Origin of the sequence: Streptomyces sp. MI02-7b, assembly GCF_033793585.1 — a bacterium.
Classification (GTDB): domain Bacteria; phylum Actinomycetota; class Actinomycetes; order Streptomycetales; family Streptomycetaceae; genus Actinacidiphila.
This window is the reverse complement of record NZ_JARAWX010000002.1, coordinates 235,971-252,130: the sequence shown is the minus strand read 5'-3', so window position 1 is coordinate 252,130 and position 16,160 is coordinate 235,971. Positions and strand designations below refer to the sequence as shown.

The window sequence follows — 16,160 nt, the reverse complement described above, 5'->3', positions numbered from 1 at the left end:
GGACGCCATGCGCCGACACCACCGACTCGCGGCAGCCGCCGCGGGTCTGGCTCTGCTCACCGGTGCCGTGGCCGCGGTGCCCGCCTCCGCCTCGGCGGGGGCGGCCCCGGCCGCTTCCGGCACCACGGCCGTGAAGGCCACGAACGCCACGAACGCCACGACCCGGATCACGAACGCCCGGACGGCCACGCACTGCACGTACGACCGGCTCGTGATCGACGCCAAGGGCGCCCTGCCGCCCACCACCGTCAAGCGCGTCACGCGACTGCGCTACGACGACTCGGGGAGGAAAGTGCCGCTCGCGGGCACGTACTTCGTCGAGATCAAGCTGTCGCCGGCCGCCGCCCACAACGCGGCGGGCGGGAACACCTACAAGGGGCCCCGGCTGACGGCCCTGAGGCTGCCGAAGCTCAAGGGCCTCGCCCTGACAGGTGACTTCGAGGGCGTCGTCACGTTCGGCACCTCGTTCACCTCGAAGCCGTCCTGGACCACGAAGCGGCTGCACGGCCCCGAGCGGTTCGTCGTCGACTTCGGCCACCCCAACACCTGCCGCTGACCGCGCTGCCGGGCCGCGGCGACGGCAGGTCCGTCGCCGCGGCGCCGCCGTGCCATGCCCTCTTGTACGGGCCCTCTCGAGTCATGACAATGTGCATGCCAAAACCGAAAGAACTTCGGTCTCGAGAGGACCCCCCACATGAAACGACCTCTCAGAGGTGCCTTGGCGGCTGTCCTGACCGCTCTCGCGGCAGTCGCCGGCCTCGGGTTGTCCACCGCGCCCGCCTCGGCCACGAGCCGGGACGCCACCGGTGTGCGGACCGCGGCCCCCGCCGCGGTCACCGTGAACTTCGCCGGCACGGTGTCGCTCAGCAACTGCTCCGGCTCGCTCATCCGCTTCCCGGCCTCGGCCTCCAGCGACCCCGCACTGGTGCTGTCCAACGGTCACTGCCTCACCAGCGGCTTCCTGGACCCCGGCGAGGTGCTGCTCAACCAGTCCTCGACCCGCACCTTCGGACTGCTCAACGCCTCGGGCCGCAACGTCGCCACGCTGCGGGCCACCAAGCTCGCCTACGCGACGATGACCGACACCGACATATCGGTCTACCAGCTCAACCGCACCTACGCGCAGATCCAGTCCTCGTACGGGATCTCCGCACTGGAGCTCTCCGCCGCCCATCCCGTGCAGGGCGCCGCGATCAAGGTGGTCTCCGGCTACTGGAAGACCATCTACACCTGCGCCATCGACGGCTTCGTGTACCGGCTCAAGGAGGGCGACTGGACCTGGAAGGACTCGGTCCGCTACACCTCCGCGTGCAACACCATCGGCGGCACCTCCGGTTCGCCCGTGATCGACACCTCGACCGGCAAGGTCGTGGCGATCAACAACACGGGCAACGAGGACGGTGCGCGGTGCACCCTCAACAACCCCTGCGAGGTCGACCAGAACGGCACCGTGACGGTCCGTCAGGGCATCAACTACGCCGAGGAGACGTACGGCATCGGCGCGTGCGTGACCACCGGGAACCAGTTCGACCTCGGCCTCGCGGGGTGCACGCTCCCCAAACCGTGATGCCGGGCGCCGCTCAACGCTGGTACATCGCGTCGATCTCGGCCGCGTAGGCCTCCTCGACGGCCCGGCGGACGAGCTTGCGCGACGGGGTGACCAGCCCCTCCTCCTCGGTGAAACAGGCGGCCAGCACGCGGAAGGCGCGGATCGACTCCGCCTTCGACACCCGCGTGTTGGCCGCCGACACCGCGCGCCGCACCTCCGCCTCCACCTCCGGGTCGCGCACCAACTCCCGCAGCCCGGCCGGGGGCCTGCCGCGCAACCGCAGCCAGCGCGCCGCCGCATCGCCGTCGAGCGTCACCAGGGCGGTGACGAAGGGGCGGTCGTTGCCTATGACCAGGCAGTGCTCGATCAGCGGGTGCTCGCGGACGCGCTCCTCCAGGACGGCGGGCGAGAGGTTCTTGCCGCTGGTCGTGACGATGATCTCCTTCTTGCGGCCGGTGATGGTCAGATAGCCGTGCTCGTCCAGAAAACCGAGGTCGCCGGTGGCGAGCCAGCCCTCGCGCAACGCCTCGTCGGTGCCCTGCGGGTCGCCGAGGTAGCCCGAGAACACGGTCGGGCCCTGCAGCAGGATCTCGCCCTCCTCGGAGATCAGCACCGAGGTGCCGGGCACCGGATGCCCGACGGTGCCGTAACGCACCTTCCCGGGCGGGTTCGCGGTGGCGGCGGAGGTGGACTCGGTGAGGCCGTACCCCTCGTAGACCGTCACGCCGGCGCCCTCGTAGAACAGTCCCAGCCGCCGCCCCATCGTCGAGCCGCCGCTGACCGCGTTGCGGACCCGGCCGCCCAGCGCCTCGCGCACCTTGGCGTACACCAGCCGGTCGTAGAGCCGGTGCAGCACACGCAGTGCCGCGCTCGGCCCGGGACCGGTGCCCAGGGCGCGCCGTTCGCGGGCCTCGGCGAAGCGCACGGCGACGTCGACGGCCCGGTCGAAGGCACCGAGGTTGCCGCCCTCCTCGGCTTTGCCCCGCGCGGCGTCGAAGACCTTCTCGAAGACGTACGGGACGGCCAGCAGGAAGGTCGGCCGGAACTCGGCGAGATCCGGCAGCAGCGCCGCGGCCGACATGTCCGGCTGGTGGCCCAGCCGCGCCCCGGCCCGGACCGCGCAGACCTGGATCATGCGGCCGAACACGTGCGACAGCGGCAGGAAGAGCAGCACCGACGGCGGCTCCGCGGTGCCGGTCTCGAAGATCGGCCGCCACTGGGCGATCACGTTGTCGCACTCGGCCATGAAGTTGCCGTGGGTGAGAACGCAGCCGCGCGGGCGGCCGGTCGTCCCGGAGGTGTAGATCACCGTGGCGACCGCGTCCGGGGTGACCGCCAGGCGGTGCCGGTGCACCACGTCCTCGGCGACCCGCTCGCCGTCCGCCATGAGCTGCTTGACGGCGCCGTCGTCCAGTTGCCAGACCCGGGTCACGGCCGGCAGGTGCTCGATCACCGAGCCGAGGGTCATCGCGTGGTCCTCGTGCTCCAGCACGCAGCCGACCGCCCCCGTGTCGTGCAGGATCCAGCGCAGCTGCTCGGCCGAGGAGGTCGGGTAGACCGGGACCGGCTGCGCCCCGATGGTCCACAGGGCGAAATCGAAGAGGGTCCACTCGTACCGGGTCCGCGACATGATCGCTATCCGGTCCCCGAACCGTACGCCGTGCGCCAGCAGCCCCCGCGCCAGCGCCATCACCTCGTCACGGAACGTGGCGGCGGTCACATCCACCCACCGCCCGTCCGCCTTGCGGCCCAGCCGCACCGCGTCCGGCGTCCGCGCCGCGTCCTCGAACAGCACGTCGGCGAGCCCGCCGACATGGGTCGCGGGCACCAGCGCGGGCAGACTGAAGGCGCGCACGCGAGCTCCTCGTGGGGGTTGGAGCGGGCCGGAGCGTAAGGTAACGGATCTTTCACGCACTGTCCGCCCGCAGCCGGTCGGGACGGGGCTTCTTCACCAAACCTCCCCCGCCGGCCGATCACGAGAGATCATGGGATGAGGAGGTGACCTCCATGACCACCAGGATCCGACTCCACGGCGGCCCCGGGGACGGTCTGACACTCGGCATCGCCCTGGTAGCCGGGGGGCAGCCCCCCGAGGGCATCCTGTACGACCCGATGGCGATCACCGTGCAGGACGCGGGACTGCACCAGGCGTGGCCGGACAGCGCGGCGTACTACAAGCGCCTGGAGCACATGGCCGACGAGCCCTGGGACTACGCGTACGAGAGCGAGGCCACCGCGCCCCTGGAGTGACCGCCGCGCACCGGCCGCGCGCGGTCACGCGCAGCGACCGCACGGGACGGGAGCCCGGGACCAAAGTCCTCGGTTCCGCCGCCTTTTTGGCCGTGCGCCGCCAGGTTTCGTACAGTTCCCCAGGAAGCAGCGGGAACACACGAACCAGGGAACGACGGCGGGCATGACGGCGACCGAGAACGAGCAAGGCACGGCAACGGCGTGGGAGGGCGTCCCGGGCATCGACCCGGCACGCCTGGAGCTGTGCCTCAGCGTCCTCCGGGAGCTGGACGAGCTGCCCGTGGACCACCCGGACGCGATCACCGTCCGCAAGGCCACGGCGGGCATCTACCGGACCGTGAAGCAGCGCCGCCGCCAGGAGCGGCGGGCGTCCAAGACGGCCCACGACAAGTTCGTCACCGAGGCCACCGCGACCGGCTCCGCGGAGCGGATCGACGACGAGACGCAGGGCCTGCTGCCCTCCTCGTCGGTGCTCGGCGAGATCGCCGGCGTCCTGCAGCGGCCGCGCTCCTGCTACGTGTGCAAGCAGCGCTACGTCGAGGTGGACGCCTTCTACCACCAGCTGTGCCAGTCGTGCGCCGCCTTCAACCGCGCCCGGCGCGACGCCCGCACCGACCTGACCGGGCGGCGCGCGCTGCTGACCGGCGGCCGGGCCAAGATCGGCATGTACATCGCGCTGCGCCTGCTGCGCGACGGCGCGCACACGACGATCACCACCCGCTTCCCCGCCGACGCGATCCGCCGCTTCAAGGCGATGCCCGACAGCGACGAGTGGATCCACCGGCTCAAGGTCGTCGGCATCGACCTGCGCGACCCGGCCCAGGTCGTGGCGCTGGCCGACGCGGTCGCCGCCGAGGGCCCGCTCGACGTCCTGATCAACAACGCGGCGCAGACCGTGCGCCGCTCGCCGCAGGCGTACGCCGAGTTGGTGGCCGCGGAGTCCGCGCCGCTGCCGGCCGGCGAGCTGCCCGCCTCCGAGGTCTTCGGCACCTTCGGGAGCGGCGCCCAGCCGGCCCTGCCCGGCCCGCGCCAGGAGAGCGCGGCGCGCGCCCAGGAGGTGACCGAACTGGCACTGGTCAGCGGTTCGGCCTCGCTCGCCCGGATCGAGGCGGGCACCGCGATCGACGCCGGCGGCCTGGTGCCCGACCTGGACCCGGAGAACAGCTGGAGCCGCGGGATCGGCGAGGTCGACCCGGTCGAGATGCTCGAAGTGCAGCTGTGCAACGAGACCGCCCCGTTCATCCTGGTCAGCAGGTTGCGCCCGGCCATGGCCGCCTCCCCCGCGCGCCGCACCTACGTGGTGAACGTCTCCGCCATGGAGGGCAAGTTCAGCCGCGGCTACAAGGGCCCCGGCCACCCGCACACCAACATGGCCAAGGCCGCCCTCAACATGCTGACCCGTACCAGCGCGCGGGAGATGCTGGAGACCGACGGCATCCTGATGACCAGCGTCGACACCGGGTGGATCACCGACGAACGTCCGCACCCGGAGAAGTCCCGGCTCGCCGACGAGGGCTTCCACGCCCCGCTCGACCTCATCGACGGCGCGGCCCGGGTCTACGACCCCATCGTCCGCGGCGAACTGGGCGAGGACCTGCACGGCGTCTTCCTCAAGGACTACGCGCCGACCGACTGGTGAGGCCGTACGGCCGGGCGCGACGGGCCGGGCGCGACTACGATCGACGGTGTGGCTGAGCGCCGACTCGCGCCCTCCGCGCCCGAACTCGTGCTGGAGACCGCCGGGGACAGCCTGGTCCTGGTCCCGGGCAGGATGTACCGCGTCGGCCGTGACCCGGACGGCGAGATCGTCCTCGACGACCCCCGGGTCTCGTGGCATCACGCCGTCCTTCGCACGGTCGCCGGGCAGTGGGTCCTGGAGGACGCCGGGAGCACCAACGGCACCTTCGCGGACGGCAGGAACGTCCGCCAGTGGGGCGTGGGTGCGGGCAGCGTGGTCCGCTTCGGGCATCCGCTGACCGGCCCCTGGGCCCGGCTGACCCGGGCCTCGGCCGCACCGGTCTACCGGCCGCCGCCGATCGCCTCGCCGCTGGCCACCGGGACCTTCCGCCGGCCGACGTCGGTGCGGCCGCTGCCCGACCACACGATCCACATCGGGCGCGCGGCCGACAACGACCTGGTCGTCGAGGACCTGCTGGTCTCCCAGCACCACGCCGAACTGCGGGCGCTGGCCGGCGGCGGCTACGAGATCGTCGACCTGCACAGCCACAACGGCACCTACCTGGACGGCCAGCCGGTGGAGCGGGCGACGGTGCACCAGGGCGACATCATCGACGTCGGCCACACGGTCTTCCGGCTGGTCGGCGACAAGCTGCAGCTGTTCACCGACACCGGTGAAGTGGCGCTGTGCGTCCGCGATCTGTCGGTGACGGTGGAGGACGGCGGCAAGACGCTGCTGGACGACATCTCCTTCCCCGTCGGCGAGAAGAGCCTGCTGGCCGTGGTGGGCCCGAGCGGCTCCGGCAAGTCGACGCTGCTCAACGCGCTGACCGGGCTGCGCCCCGCGGACCAGGGCACGGTGCTCTACGACGGCCGTGACCTCTACCGCGAGTACGCGGACCTGCGGCAGCGCATCGGCCTCGTGCCGCAGGACGACATCCTTCACCTCCAACTACCCGTTCGCCGGGCCCTGTTGTACGCCGCCGAACTGCGCTTCCCCAGTGACACCGCGCAGCGGGAGCGGGAGGCCCGGGTCGACGAGGTGATCGCGGAACTCGGGCTGCAGGCCCGCGCGGGCCAGCCCGTCCACACCCTCTCCGGCGGCCAGCGCAAGCGCGTGAGCGTGGCACTGGAGCTGCTGACCAAGCCGTCCCTGCTCTTCCTCGACGAACCGACCTCGGGCCTGGACCCGGGCATGGACCGCTCGGTGATGACGATGCTGCGCGGCCTCGCCGACGACGGCCGCACGGTGGTCGTGGTGACCCACAGCGTGCTCAGCCTGGAGGTCTGCGACCGGCTGCTGGTCATGGCGCCGGGCGGGCGCATGGCGTACTACGGACCGCCGGACGAGACCCTGCCGTTCTTCGGCTTCCGGCAGTGGCCGGAGGCCTTCGAGGCGTTCGAGAACGAGCGGCGCCGGGACTGGGCGGGCCAGTACGAGTCCTCCGCGCTGCACGACGAGTACGTCACCGACGCGATGGACCAGCTGGAACCGCCGGGTCCCGCCCCGCGCCCGGCCCTGGTGCCGCCCAAACCCCAGCACTGGCGCGGCCAGTGGTGGACGCTGGTGCGCCGCTACTCGGCGTCGCTCGCGGCCGACCGCACCTTCCTGGCGATCATGGTCGCGCTGCCGTTCGTCATGGGCGGCATGGCGCGCGCCCTGGCCGGCGGCGCGCTGACGCAGCAGAACACGCTCAACGTGCTGCTGATCCTGTGCGTCGGCTCGGTGCTGACGGGTGCCGCCAACGCGGTGCGCGAACTGGTCAAGGAGCGGGTGATCTACCGTCGCGAGCGTGCCGTCGGCCTGTCCCGGTCGGCCTATCTCTGCTCCAAGATCGCGGTGTTGGGCGCGATCACGGTCGTCCAGGCGGTCGTCCTGACGATGGTCGCGCTCGTCGGGGTCCGGCTGAGACCCGGCGGCGGCAGCGGGGTGTTCACCAGCCCGCTGCTGGAGCTCACCCTGGCCGCGGCGCTGCTGGCCTTCACCTCGATGATGCTCGGGCTGGTGGTCTCGGCGCTGGTGCGCAAGGAGGAGGTGACCATGCCGCTGCTGGTGCTCGTCGCCCTGGTGCAGGTCGTCTTCTGCGGCGCGCTGCTGAAGCTGCACGGGGTACCGGGACTGGAGCAGTTCTCCTGGCTGGTGCCGGCGCGCTGGGGGCTGGCCGCGATGGCGGCCACGCTCGATCTGGGCGCCCTGGTGCCGGGACGCATCACCTCCGACCCGCTGTTCCGGCCCGAGCCCTGGGTGTGGGCGCTGGACATGGGCGCGATGGCCGCCCTGTCCGCGGTCATGGCGTACATCGTCGTACGACTGCTGCGGCAGCAGGAACCGGCCGTCATGCGACGGTGAGCCGCCTCACGAAGACCGCCCGCCGGGCGGGCCAGGCGCCACGCCGACCCCGTTCGACCCGACCCGTCGACGGCGCGGCCGGGCCACGAGACTGCCGAGGAGACCCGTGACGGCGCCCCAGCCCGCGGCGAGGCCGACGGCGGCGGCCAGGTCCGGGACGAGGACGACGGAGCCGCCGAGGCCGCCGGTGTCCGAGGGGTCGCCGATACCGAAGAGGGACAGGCCGTAGTGGGCGTCGATCCAGGTGAGGAGGCCGATCAGCAGCATGGCGGCCGCGGCCGTCAGCGCCAGGCGGACCGCGTTGCGGAGATGCCCGGCACCCGGCGGGGCGCGGCGGGCCGCGGCCCATCCGGCAGCGAGCATGGCGACGGCCGCGGCCACGAGGAGCCACCAGGCACGGCCGTCCTGCCGGGTGAGGGAGGCGAGGTCGAGGGTGACGTCGCCGTCGCCGCCGGTGCGCAGGACCCGCGCGAGCGGCTCCGGCATCGGCAGTCCGACGGCGCCCTTCACATGGCCGTGCCAACTGGCGCCCAGGCCCAGTCCGAAGGCGAGCCAGGCGAGGTTCGGCAGCCCGAGGAAGACGACGGCGAGGGTGTCCCCGGCGTCCATCCGGGTGTCGGCCGTGACGAGGGCGACGATCGCCGCCGCGATGACGTACACCAGGAGCACGGCGACCATGGCGCGGACGGCGGGCCGCACCGTGGCGTGCGCCGGCGCGAGCCGCAGCGGCAGCGGGACCCGCCGGGAGACGGCCAGCGCGATCAGGAGGACGACCAGCAGCCACAGCAGCCCGAGGCCCACGGTGGTACCGACCAGGGCGTGGAAGCCGACGGTCGGGGTGGTGCCCAGCAACTGGGCGATCTCGTCGAGGTACGCGTTGCCCGCGCTGAGGGTGAAGCTGTGCCGGGCGCCGTAGACGATCAGCAGGAGGGCGAGGACCCACAACAGGGCCGTCCGCAGGACGATGCGCAGCAGATGCCCGCCGGACAGCACGGCGTGGGACCGCAGGGGCCGCAGGAACGCGTAGGCCGCGACCAGGGCCCCCGCCAGCGCCACGGACAGCGGGACCACGACGACGGCCGCCTGTGTCTCGGCGATGAAGCCCGCGCCGCCGTCCAGGGCGACCCGGCCGCCGACCGCCATGACCACGGTCGCCGCTATGACCGGGACGAAGGCGCCCTGCGGCAACTCCGAGGCCCCGGCGAGCCACAGCCCGAGCGCGGCGACGACCAGCATGACCGCGAAGCCGGCGACGACGACGCCGAGCGCGTGCAGCCAGCCCCGCGCCGGCCCGAGGACGGGGCGGGAGGCGGGGACTTCATGGCGGCTCACGCTGCCAGGCTATGCAGCCGCGGCACGCCCCGCCCGTCCGGAACGCCCCGGATCGCGACTCGGCGGGACCGCCCCTCCAGGGGCCGGGCCCGCGTCCGCGCCGTCCGCACCGCACGGGGCGCGCCGATACGGAACCCGGACGTCCGCCCCCGTGCCGGAGCGTCCGGGACGGCCCCGATCCTCCGGTGCCCTCAGGGCTCCGGCGGGAACCGCGGGTACGCGCTCAGGAGTGCTCCTGCAGCCGGGGCCCGTACAGGTCGACCATCCGGGCGCGCGCCGCGCCCAGCCGTTGCGCGATGGTCTGGGCGGCGGCGAGCACGACGGCCTGGCCGAGCACCGGGTCGTCCTTGAACAGCTCCCGGACCTCGGCCGCGACGAACTCGTAGGCGCCGACCGTGCCCAGCGCGTGCGCGGCGAGCTGCCAGCGGTAGGGCGGGAACAGCCATGACCAGCCGACCAGTTCACCGGGGCCGAGGGTGTCCACGGAGACCGGGCCGCGACCGGGAACCTCCATGTCGAGGGAGACGGCGCCGGACTCCACCACCCAGAAGCGGTCCGCGAACCTGCCCTCGTCGAAGATCCGCCAGCTCTGCGGGAAGCTCACCCGCTTGGCGTGCTCCAGGAAGACTCGGCGGTGGTGGATCGGCAGTGAGTCCAGCATCGTGACCGTACTGCTCATGGGCGTCCTCCCGTGCCGTCCCGAGTCCTGCACATCAGACTACGGTCACGGGCCCGGCGTCGCAGGCAGGTGACCGGAGAACCAGTCGCGCGCCAGGTGTGCGACCTCGTCGAGTGCGCCTGGTTCCTCGAACAGGTGCGTGGCGCCCGGCACCACGTGCAGCAGGCTGGGGCAGGTCAGCTCCGCCTGGGCGCGCCGGTTCAGCTCCAGGACCACGTCGTCGCGTCCGCCCACGATCAGCAGGGTGGGTGCGCGCACCGTGCGGAGGTCGGGGCCGGCCAGATCCGGCCGGCCGCCGCGGGAGACCACCGAGGAGACCTCCGCCCCCGGCCGGGCGGCCGCCCGCAGCGCGGCGGCGGCGCCGGTGCTCGCGCCGAAGTAGGCGACGGGCAGGTTCTCCCGGCGGGCCCAGCGGGTGACCCCGGCGAGACGGTCGGCCAGCAGTTCCACGTCGAAGACGTTGGCGCGGTCGGTCTCCTCCGCGGGGGTCAGCAGGTCGAACAGCAGCGTGCCGAGCCCGGCCTGGTTCAGGGCGGCGGCCACCGCGCGGTTGCGGGGGCTGTGGCGGCCGCTGCCCGTGCCGTGGGCGAAGACCACCACCGCGCGGGCGTCGGCGGGCATGGTGAGGGTGCCGGCCAGCCGGACCCCGGCGGTCTCCACCTCGACGTCAGTGGTCCGCGGACCTCTGGCCACGGCCTGCTTCAGCAGCCCGGAGACCTCGTCGTCGGCGGTCTGCGAGAAGTCGTGGTACCACTCCCCCACCGCGAAGAACACGGCCGGCACCGACAGGCACACCACGTCGTCGGCCGCGGCCCGCAGCGCGGGCATCGCTTGCGGCGCGGCCACCGGCACGGCCAGCACGACACGGGCGGCGCCCCGGGCGCGCGCCACCTCGCAGGCGGCCAGCGCGGTGGCGCCCGTCGCGACGCCGTCGTCCACGAGGACGACCGTGCGGCCGGCCAGCTCGGTGCGCGGCCGCCCGTCGCGGAAGCGGTGCGCCTGCCGGGACAGCTCGGCCTCCTCGTGCCGCTCGACGGTGTCGATGTCGTCCGGGGAGACATGGCTCATCTGCACGATGTCGTCGCTGAGCACCCGGGCGCCGTCCTCGCCGATGGCGCCGAAGCCGAGCTCCCGGTGGTAGGGGACGCCGAGTTTGCGGACGACGATGACGTCCAGGGGGGCGTGCAGGACCTGCGCCACCTCGTAGGCGACGACGACGCCACCGCGTGGCAGGCCGAGCACGACGGGGTTGTCGTCCTCCAGATGCCGCAGCCGCCCGGCCAGCTGCCGTCCGGCATCCGCGCGATCTGTGAAGTGCATGGTTCACCCCCGCGAGCGGGACATGCGGGACTCCTTACGGCCTACCCTGAATAGTGTCCAGCAAGCAAACGGCAGGGACCGCGCGATGCCCGTGCTCGTCGGAACGTCCGGGTGGCAGTACAAGGACTGGCGAGAGGTCCTGTACCCGCCGGAGGTCCCGCAGCGGCTGTGGCTGGAGGAGTACGCCCGGCACTTCCCGACGGTGGAGAGCAACAACGCCTTCTACCGGCTGCCGTCCCGGGAGACCTTCGCCGCCTGGCGCGAGCACACCCCCGACGGGTTCGTCATGGCGGTCAAGGCCAGCCGGTACCTGACCCACATGAAGCGGCTGCGCGATCCCGAGGAGCCGGTGCGCCGGCTGCTGACGCACGCCGAGGGGCTCGGCGACCGGCTGGGGCCCGTACTGCTCCAGCTGCCGCCGAACCTGCGCGCGGACGGGCGGGTGCTCGACGGGTGCCTGCGGTGCTTCCCGCGGGAGGTGCGGGTGGCACTCGAACCGCGGCATCCCTCGTGGTGGATGCCGGAGATCCGGGCCCTGCTGGAGCGGCGCGGCGTCGCCCTGTGCTGGGCCGACTGGCGGGCCCGTCCGGCGACGCCACTGTGGCGCACGGCGGACTGGGGCTACGTGCGGTTCCATGAGGGCATCGCCCGTCCCTGGCCGCGATACGGGGCGCGGGCCCTCACCACCTGGGCCCACCGCATCGCGGACACCTGGCCGAAGGACTCCGACGTGTTCGTCTACTTCAACAACGATCCGGGCGGCGCGGCGGTCCTGGACGCCGACGCTTTCACCGCGGCGGTCTCCGGGGTGGAGCCGTCGTGATCCGGCGCAGTGTGATCGTCTCCGGCGACGTGCAGGGCGTGTTCTTCCGCGACACCTGCCGGCGCACCGCGCTGGAGGAGGGGGTGAGCGGCTGGGTGCGCAACCTGCCCGACGGCTCGGTGGAATCGGTCTTCGAGGGCTCCGCCGAGGCGGTCGGGCGGATGGTGGAGTGGGCCCACGAAGGGTCTCCCCTGGCGATCGTCGACCGGGTCCGCGTCCACGAGGAGGAACCCGAGGGCCTCACGGGTTTCGAGATCCGCCCGACTCCGTGGCGCGACTGAGCAGCAGCGACCGGCTGGGCTCGTCGGCCCAGAGGGAGTGCGGGTCCACGTGCGGGCGGAGCAGATCGGTGAGCGGGCCGTCGGCGCGGTCGTTGAGGGCGTCCGAGGCGATCTTGCGCGCCACTCCGGCGAGGAAGTCGGCGAGCTGCACCCGCGGGTCGGACCGGGACTCGACGAGGGTGAGCGACGCGAGCCGGGACGGCGGCGGCAGGATCGCCACCAGCCGGCGGACGCGTTCGGCGGTGAGCGTGTTCTGGCGGTCGTGGACGACGGACACGGGGTGTCCGTACCGGCCGAAGTGCGCGACGGTACGGGCCAGGGACGGGAGCAGCGGGTCCAGTTCCGGCACCGACGGCGACCCCTCCAGGACGCGGGCCCGGAACGCCTCGGCGCGGGGGCGGGTGTGCCGCAGCCGCGCGGCCAGGGCGGTGCCGGGCAGGGTGTCGAGGGTACGGAAGAAGGCGTCGACGGGCGCCGGCCCGGCGTCCCGGTTGCGGGTGCGGACGAGGTCGTTGGCCGACTCCAGGAACGCGCGCCACCGCGCGGCCGGGAGCGCGCGGCGGCCCTCGACGTAGAGCGGCGCGGCCTGGTCCCGGTCGTCGAGCAGTACGTCGGCGACGCGGCGGACGACGAAGAACGCCTTGTCGGTGAGGTGGACCCGGGCGTCGGGCGGGAGCGGTCCGGACGGGCCGAGGAACCACTCCAGGACGGGCCGGTGCTTCTCGCGCAGCAGGTGGTTGGCCTTGTACTCCACGGCCGGGGAGCGGATCCGGTCGCGCATCACGCGCAGGCAGGCGTGTGCCTCCGCGGGGTCCAGCCGTACGCCCGCGTGGGCGAACACGTCGGTGTTGCCGCCGATGAGGTTCTCGCCGTCCGACCCGGATTCGTCGCAGGCGATCTCCAGGACGGGAACCGTCGTCACCGCGCCCTCCCTGGTCGTCCGGCCGTCGCTGTCATCCTCGGTGATCGGGGCGGCGCGTTCCAGGGGATTTTCGCGCGGTGGATCGCGGGGCGGGCGCGCGGCCCGCGGGGCGTCGGTACTTCTCCTCAGCCGCGGCCCGGCCCCGGGCTTCCTGGGCCGGGAAAATATGGGTCATCCTCCCGATGCCCGCGGGCCCCGGCTCCTGTCAGCATCGACAGGGCAGGCGAACAGGATCCGAATCCGCGCGGGGCAGCCCTCGTGCGCGAGGCAAGCGAGGCCCCCCACTCCATGAACCACCGCACGCAGGGGGCGACATGACCCTGCCCCTGTCCCCGGCCTCCCCGGCACGGCCCCGGACCGGTGCCGACGCCCCGGCCGCCACGTACGCCCTCCGCGCGGGAAGGATGTTCGACGGCTTCACGCTGTCCGGCCCGGTGACCGTGCGGGTCCGGCGCGACCGGGTCCTCGCCGTGGACCGGACGGGCTCGGTCCCGCCCGGCGTGCCGCTGGTCGACCTGGGCGACGACGTGTGCCTCCTGCCCGGACTGGTCGACGTGCGCGCCCACCTGGCGTTGGACGCGGGGCCGGACCCGGTGGGCTCGCTCGTCGCGGCGGACGACGAGCGGCTGCTGGCGCGCATGCGCGTAGCGGCCCGCACGGCGCTGCACGCGGGGGTCACCACGGTCAGGGACGTCGGGGACCGCGGCTTCCTCGCCTCGGCCCTGGCGGAGCGGACCGCCGCCGATCCCGGCCTGGGGCCCGAGATCCTCGCCGCGGGGCCGCCGATCACCACACCCGGGGGCCACGGTCATGCCCTGGGCGGCGCGGCGGTGGGCACGCGCGCGCTGGTCGAGGCCGTGCGGGAGCGCCATGCCCGGGGGTGCTCCCTGGTGACGATCGTCGCGAGCGGGGACGTCCGCACGCCGGGCTCGGACCCGCGTCGTGCACAGTACACGCGCGACGAACTGCGGACCGTGGCCGACGAGGCCCATCGCCTCGGCCTCCCGGTGGCGGCGCACGCCCACGGCGTGGTGGCGATCGAGGACGCGCTGGCCGCGGGAGTGGACAGCCTGGAGCACGCGTCGTTCCTCGGCGGCCACGGGGCGGTCGAGGAACTGCGGCTGCAGGCCCTCGTCGCGGGGAGCGGGACCTTCGTCAGCATGACGCCGGTCAGGGAGCCGGGGGCGTACGCCGACACCGTCCACGCGGCCTACCGTGCCCTGATCCGGCTCGGCGCCCGGATCGCCGTGGGCTCGGACGCGGGCACGGCGTGCAACCGGCCGCACGACAGCCTGCCGTACGCGCCGCTGCAACTGACCGCGCTCGGCGCGTCCCCGCTGGAAGCCCTCAAGGCCGTCACCAGCCGGGCGGCGGCCCTGTGCGGGGTCGGCGGCCGCAAGGGCCGCATCCGGGCCGGTAGCGACGCCGACTTCCTCGCCGTCGGCGGCGACCCCCTCGCCGGACTCGCCGCGCTCCGCGACGTGCGCGCCGTCTTCCGCGCGGGCGTCCGGATCCGCTGACGGCTGCGCCGCTACCCGTGGCGGCCGAGGCTGTCGCGGTCGACCGGCGGGAGGTAGTCGCGCACCAGGGTGCGGTCCCACCAGGCGCCCGTGGTGCGCAGGGTGTGCCAGTCGGTGAAGCGGTAGTGGTAGAGCCGGGCCCGCACGTGGGTGGGCGGGGCGTGCGGGAACGGGTTGCTGCGCAGCAGCCGCAGGGTGCCGGGGTCGTTGTCGAGCAGCTTGCCGACGAACGGCAGGAACCAGGGCCAGGCGTAGGCCGAGGAGATCCCGGCGAACCACATGAGCCAGTCCAGGCGCAGGTGGAACGGGGCGAACTGGCGGGGCATCCGGCGGGGATCGGTGGGCTTGCCCTTGAAGCCGTACTCCTTCCAGACGGTGCCGGGTCCGAGCTCCGCGGCGTCGGTGCCCTCGACGACGACCTCCATGCGGACGCGGTTGACGCTGCCGAAGGCGCCGTAGGAGTTCACCAGGTGCAGCCGGTTGAAGGACACGTTCATCATCTGGCCGCGCGAGACCAGGTTGCGTGCGGGCCACCAGCTGAGCAGGACGACCAGCGCCGTGGCGGCCAGCACCAGGCCCTCGTACCAGCCGGGCGCGGGGGCGGCGGCGCGCGCGGGGGGCGCGGCGAGCAGGGAGCCGTCGACGGCGGAGACGGCGAGCACGATGGTGAGCCAGTTCAGCCAGGCGAAGTTGCCGGACACGACCAGCCAGAGCTGGGTGCCGATCACGATCGCGGCGGCGATGCTCGCCACCGGTTGCGGTGTGAACAGCGCGACCGGGACGACGAGTTGCGCGAAGTGGTTGGCCGCCGTCTCCACGCGGTGCACCGGCCGGGGCAGCCGGTGGAAGAACCAGCTGAGCGGGCCGGGCATCGGCTGCGTCTCGTGGTGGTAGTCCAGGCAGGTCAGGTCGCGCCAGCAGGCGTCGCCGCGCATCTTGATCAGGCCCGCGCCGAACTCGACGCGGAAGAGCAGCCAGCGCATCAGCCACAGGACGAGCACCGGGGGGCCGGTGTCGTCGTTGCCGAGGAAGACGGCGAGGAAGCCGGCCTCCAGCAGCAGGGACTCCCAGCCGAACGCGTACCAGGTCTGTCCGACGTTGACGATGGACAGGTAGAGCAGCCACAGCGCGGTCCACATCAGCATGGCCGCCCAGAGCGGCACGAGGTCGGCCGCCCCGGCGGCGACGGCGGCGGACAGCGCGGCACCGCCCCAGGCGACGGTCGCGAAGAGGCGGTCGGAGTACCGCCAGTGGAACAGGCTCGGCGCGTGGGAGAAGGGGACCCGGGCGGTGAACCGGGGCACGGGCAGCAGGCCGTGCTCACCGATGAGGGCGCGGAACTGGTGCGCGGCGCCCGCGAAGGCGACGAAGTACAGCACGGCCAGGCCGCGCTGGATGACGACGCGGCTCAGCCAGTACTCGGGAGCCGTGAACCACTCCATGGCGCTCCCGGCCGG

The 16,160-nt window shown here is 73.3% G+C and carries 14 protein-coding genes; 8 read left to right on the top strand and 6 right to left on the bottom strand.

All coding sequences use genetic code 11. The features are described 5' to 3' along the window. Positions 1 to 7: 7 nt before the first annotated feature. Together PV364_RS03355 and PV364_RS03350 are read left to right on the top strand one after the other, a co-directional pair. Positions 8 to 556 carry a hypothetical protein gene (locus tag PV364_RS03355; RefSeq protein ID WP_319658077.1) on the top strand — a complete coding sequence of 183 codons (549 nt, stop codon included), beginning with the start codon at positions 8 to 10 and terminating at the stop codon, positions 554 to 556. Between the two features lie 138 nt (positions 557 to 694). Beyond that, complete coding sequence (locus tag PV364_RS03350) at positions 695 to 1,567, top strand: serine protease (RefSeq protein WP_319658076.1); 873 nt, start codon at positions 695 to 697, stop codon at positions 1,565 to 1,567. 13 nt (positions 1,568 to 1,580) lie between these two features. Here PV364_RS03350 and PV364_RS03345 read toward each other — a convergent pair whose 3' ends face one another. After that, entirely contained in the window at positions 1,581 to 3,404 is a 1,824-nt protein-coding gene (locus tag PV364_RS03345; RefSeq protein WP_319658075.1) for an AMP-dependent synthetase/ligase, read from the bottom strand. Between the two features lie 152 nt (positions 3,405 to 3,556). On the opposite strand from PV364_RS03345, the gene PV364_RS03340 reads away from it, so the two are divergent. The 3 genes from PV364_RS03340 to PV364_RS03330 all read left to right on the top strand — a co-directional run bounded on the left by PV364_RS03340 (position 3,557) and on the right by PV364_RS03330 (position 7,826). Then, the gene (locus PV364_RS03340; RefSeq protein ID WP_319658074.1) at positions 3,557 to 3,799 is read left to right on the top strand and encodes a hypothetical protein; all 243 of its coding nucleotides are present in this window, start codon (positions 3,557 to 3,559) and stop codon (positions 3,797 to 3,799) included. 163 nt (positions 3,800 to 3,962) lie between these two features. Further along, positions 3,963 to 5,438, top strand: a complete 1,476-nt coding sequence (locus tag PV364_RS03335; protein ID WP_319658073.1) for an SDR family NAD(P)-dependent oxidoreductase — start codon at positions 3,963 to 3,965, stop codon at positions 5,436 to 5,438. A gap of 48 nt (positions 5,439 to 5,486) precedes the next feature. Then, positions 5,487 to 7,826 (top strand): FHA domain-containing protein, encoded by a 2,340-nt coding sequence (locus tag PV364_RS03330; protein WP_319658072.1) that lies wholly within the window; start codon positions 5,487 to 5,489, stop codon positions 7,824 to 7,826. A gap of 6 nt (positions 7,827 to 7,832) precedes the next feature. Here PV364_RS03330 and PV364_RS03325 read toward each other — a convergent pair whose 3' ends face one another. From PV364_RS03325 to PV364_RS03315, 3 genes are all read right to left on the bottom strand, one after another. Then, complete coding sequence (locus tag PV364_RS03325) at positions 7,833 to 9,158, bottom strand: streptophobe family protein (RefSeq protein ID WP_319658071.1); 1,326 nt, start codon at positions 9,156 to 9,158, stop codon at positions 7,833 to 7,835. A 223-nt stretch (positions 9,159 to 9,381) separates the two neighbouring features. Then, positions 9,382 to 9,837 carry a cyclic nucleotide-binding domain-containing protein gene (locus PV364_RS03320; protein ID WP_319658070.1) on the bottom strand — a complete coding sequence of 152 codons (456 nt, stop codon included), beginning with the start codon at positions 9,835 to 9,837 and terminating at the stop codon, positions 9,382 to 9,384. 45 nt (positions 9,838 to 9,882) lie between these two features. Continuing rightward, on the bottom strand, positions 9,883 to 11,157 hold the full coding sequence (locus PV364_RS03315; protein WP_319658069.1) for a phosphoribosyltransferase: 1,275 nt from the start codon (positions 11,155 to 11,157) through the stop codon (positions 9,883 to 9,885). Positions 11,158 to 11,242: 85 nt separating this feature from the next. Between PV364_RS03315 and PV364_RS03310 the strand changes: the two genes are divergently transcribed. Together PV364_RS03310 and PV364_RS03305 are read left to right on the top strand one after the other, a co-directional pair. Then, a complete protein-coding gene (locus PV364_RS03310) occupies positions 11,243 to 11,980 on the top strand; it encodes a DUF72 domain-containing protein (RefSeq protein ID WP_319658068.1) in 738 nt (245 codons plus the stop codon). Further along, on the top strand, positions 11,977 to 12,261 hold the full coding sequence (locus tag PV364_RS03305) for an acylphosphatase (protein ID WP_319658067.1): 285 nt from the start codon (positions 11,977 to 11,979) through the stop codon (positions 12,259 to 12,261). Before PV364_RS03310 ends, PV364_RS03305 begins: the two co-directional genes overlap by 4 nt. On the opposite strand, the gene PV364_RS03300 is transcribed toward PV364_RS03305, so the two are convergent. Further along, positions 12,221 to 13,183 carry a DUF3800 domain-containing protein gene (locus PV364_RS03300; protein ID WP_319658066.1) on the bottom strand — a complete coding sequence of 321 codons (963 nt, stop codon included), beginning with the start codon at positions 13,181 to 13,183 and terminating at the stop codon, positions 12,221 to 12,223. The two genes, PV364_RS03305 and PV364_RS03300, sit on opposite strands and share 41 nt — an antisense overlap. 314 nt (positions 13,184 to 13,497) lie before the next feature. Here PV364_RS03300 and PV364_RS03295 point away from each other — a divergent pair, with 314 nt between their 5' ends. Beyond that, on the top strand, positions 13,498 to 14,703 hold the full coding sequence (locus PV364_RS03295; RefSeq protein WP_319658065.1) for an amidohydrolase family protein: 1,206 nt from the start codon (positions 13,498 to 13,500) through the stop codon (positions 14,701 to 14,703). An 11-nt stretch (positions 14,704 to 14,714) separates the two neighbouring features. On the opposite strand, the gene PV364_RS03290 is transcribed toward PV364_RS03295, so the two are convergent. After that, the gene (locus tag PV364_RS03290; RefSeq protein ID WP_319658064.1) at positions 14,715 to 16,145 is read right to left on the bottom strand and encodes a lipase maturation factor family protein; all 1,431 of its coding nucleotides are present in this window, start codon (positions 16,143 to 16,145) and stop codon (positions 14,715 to 14,717) included. Positions 16,146 to 16,160 lie beyond the last annotated feature (15 nt).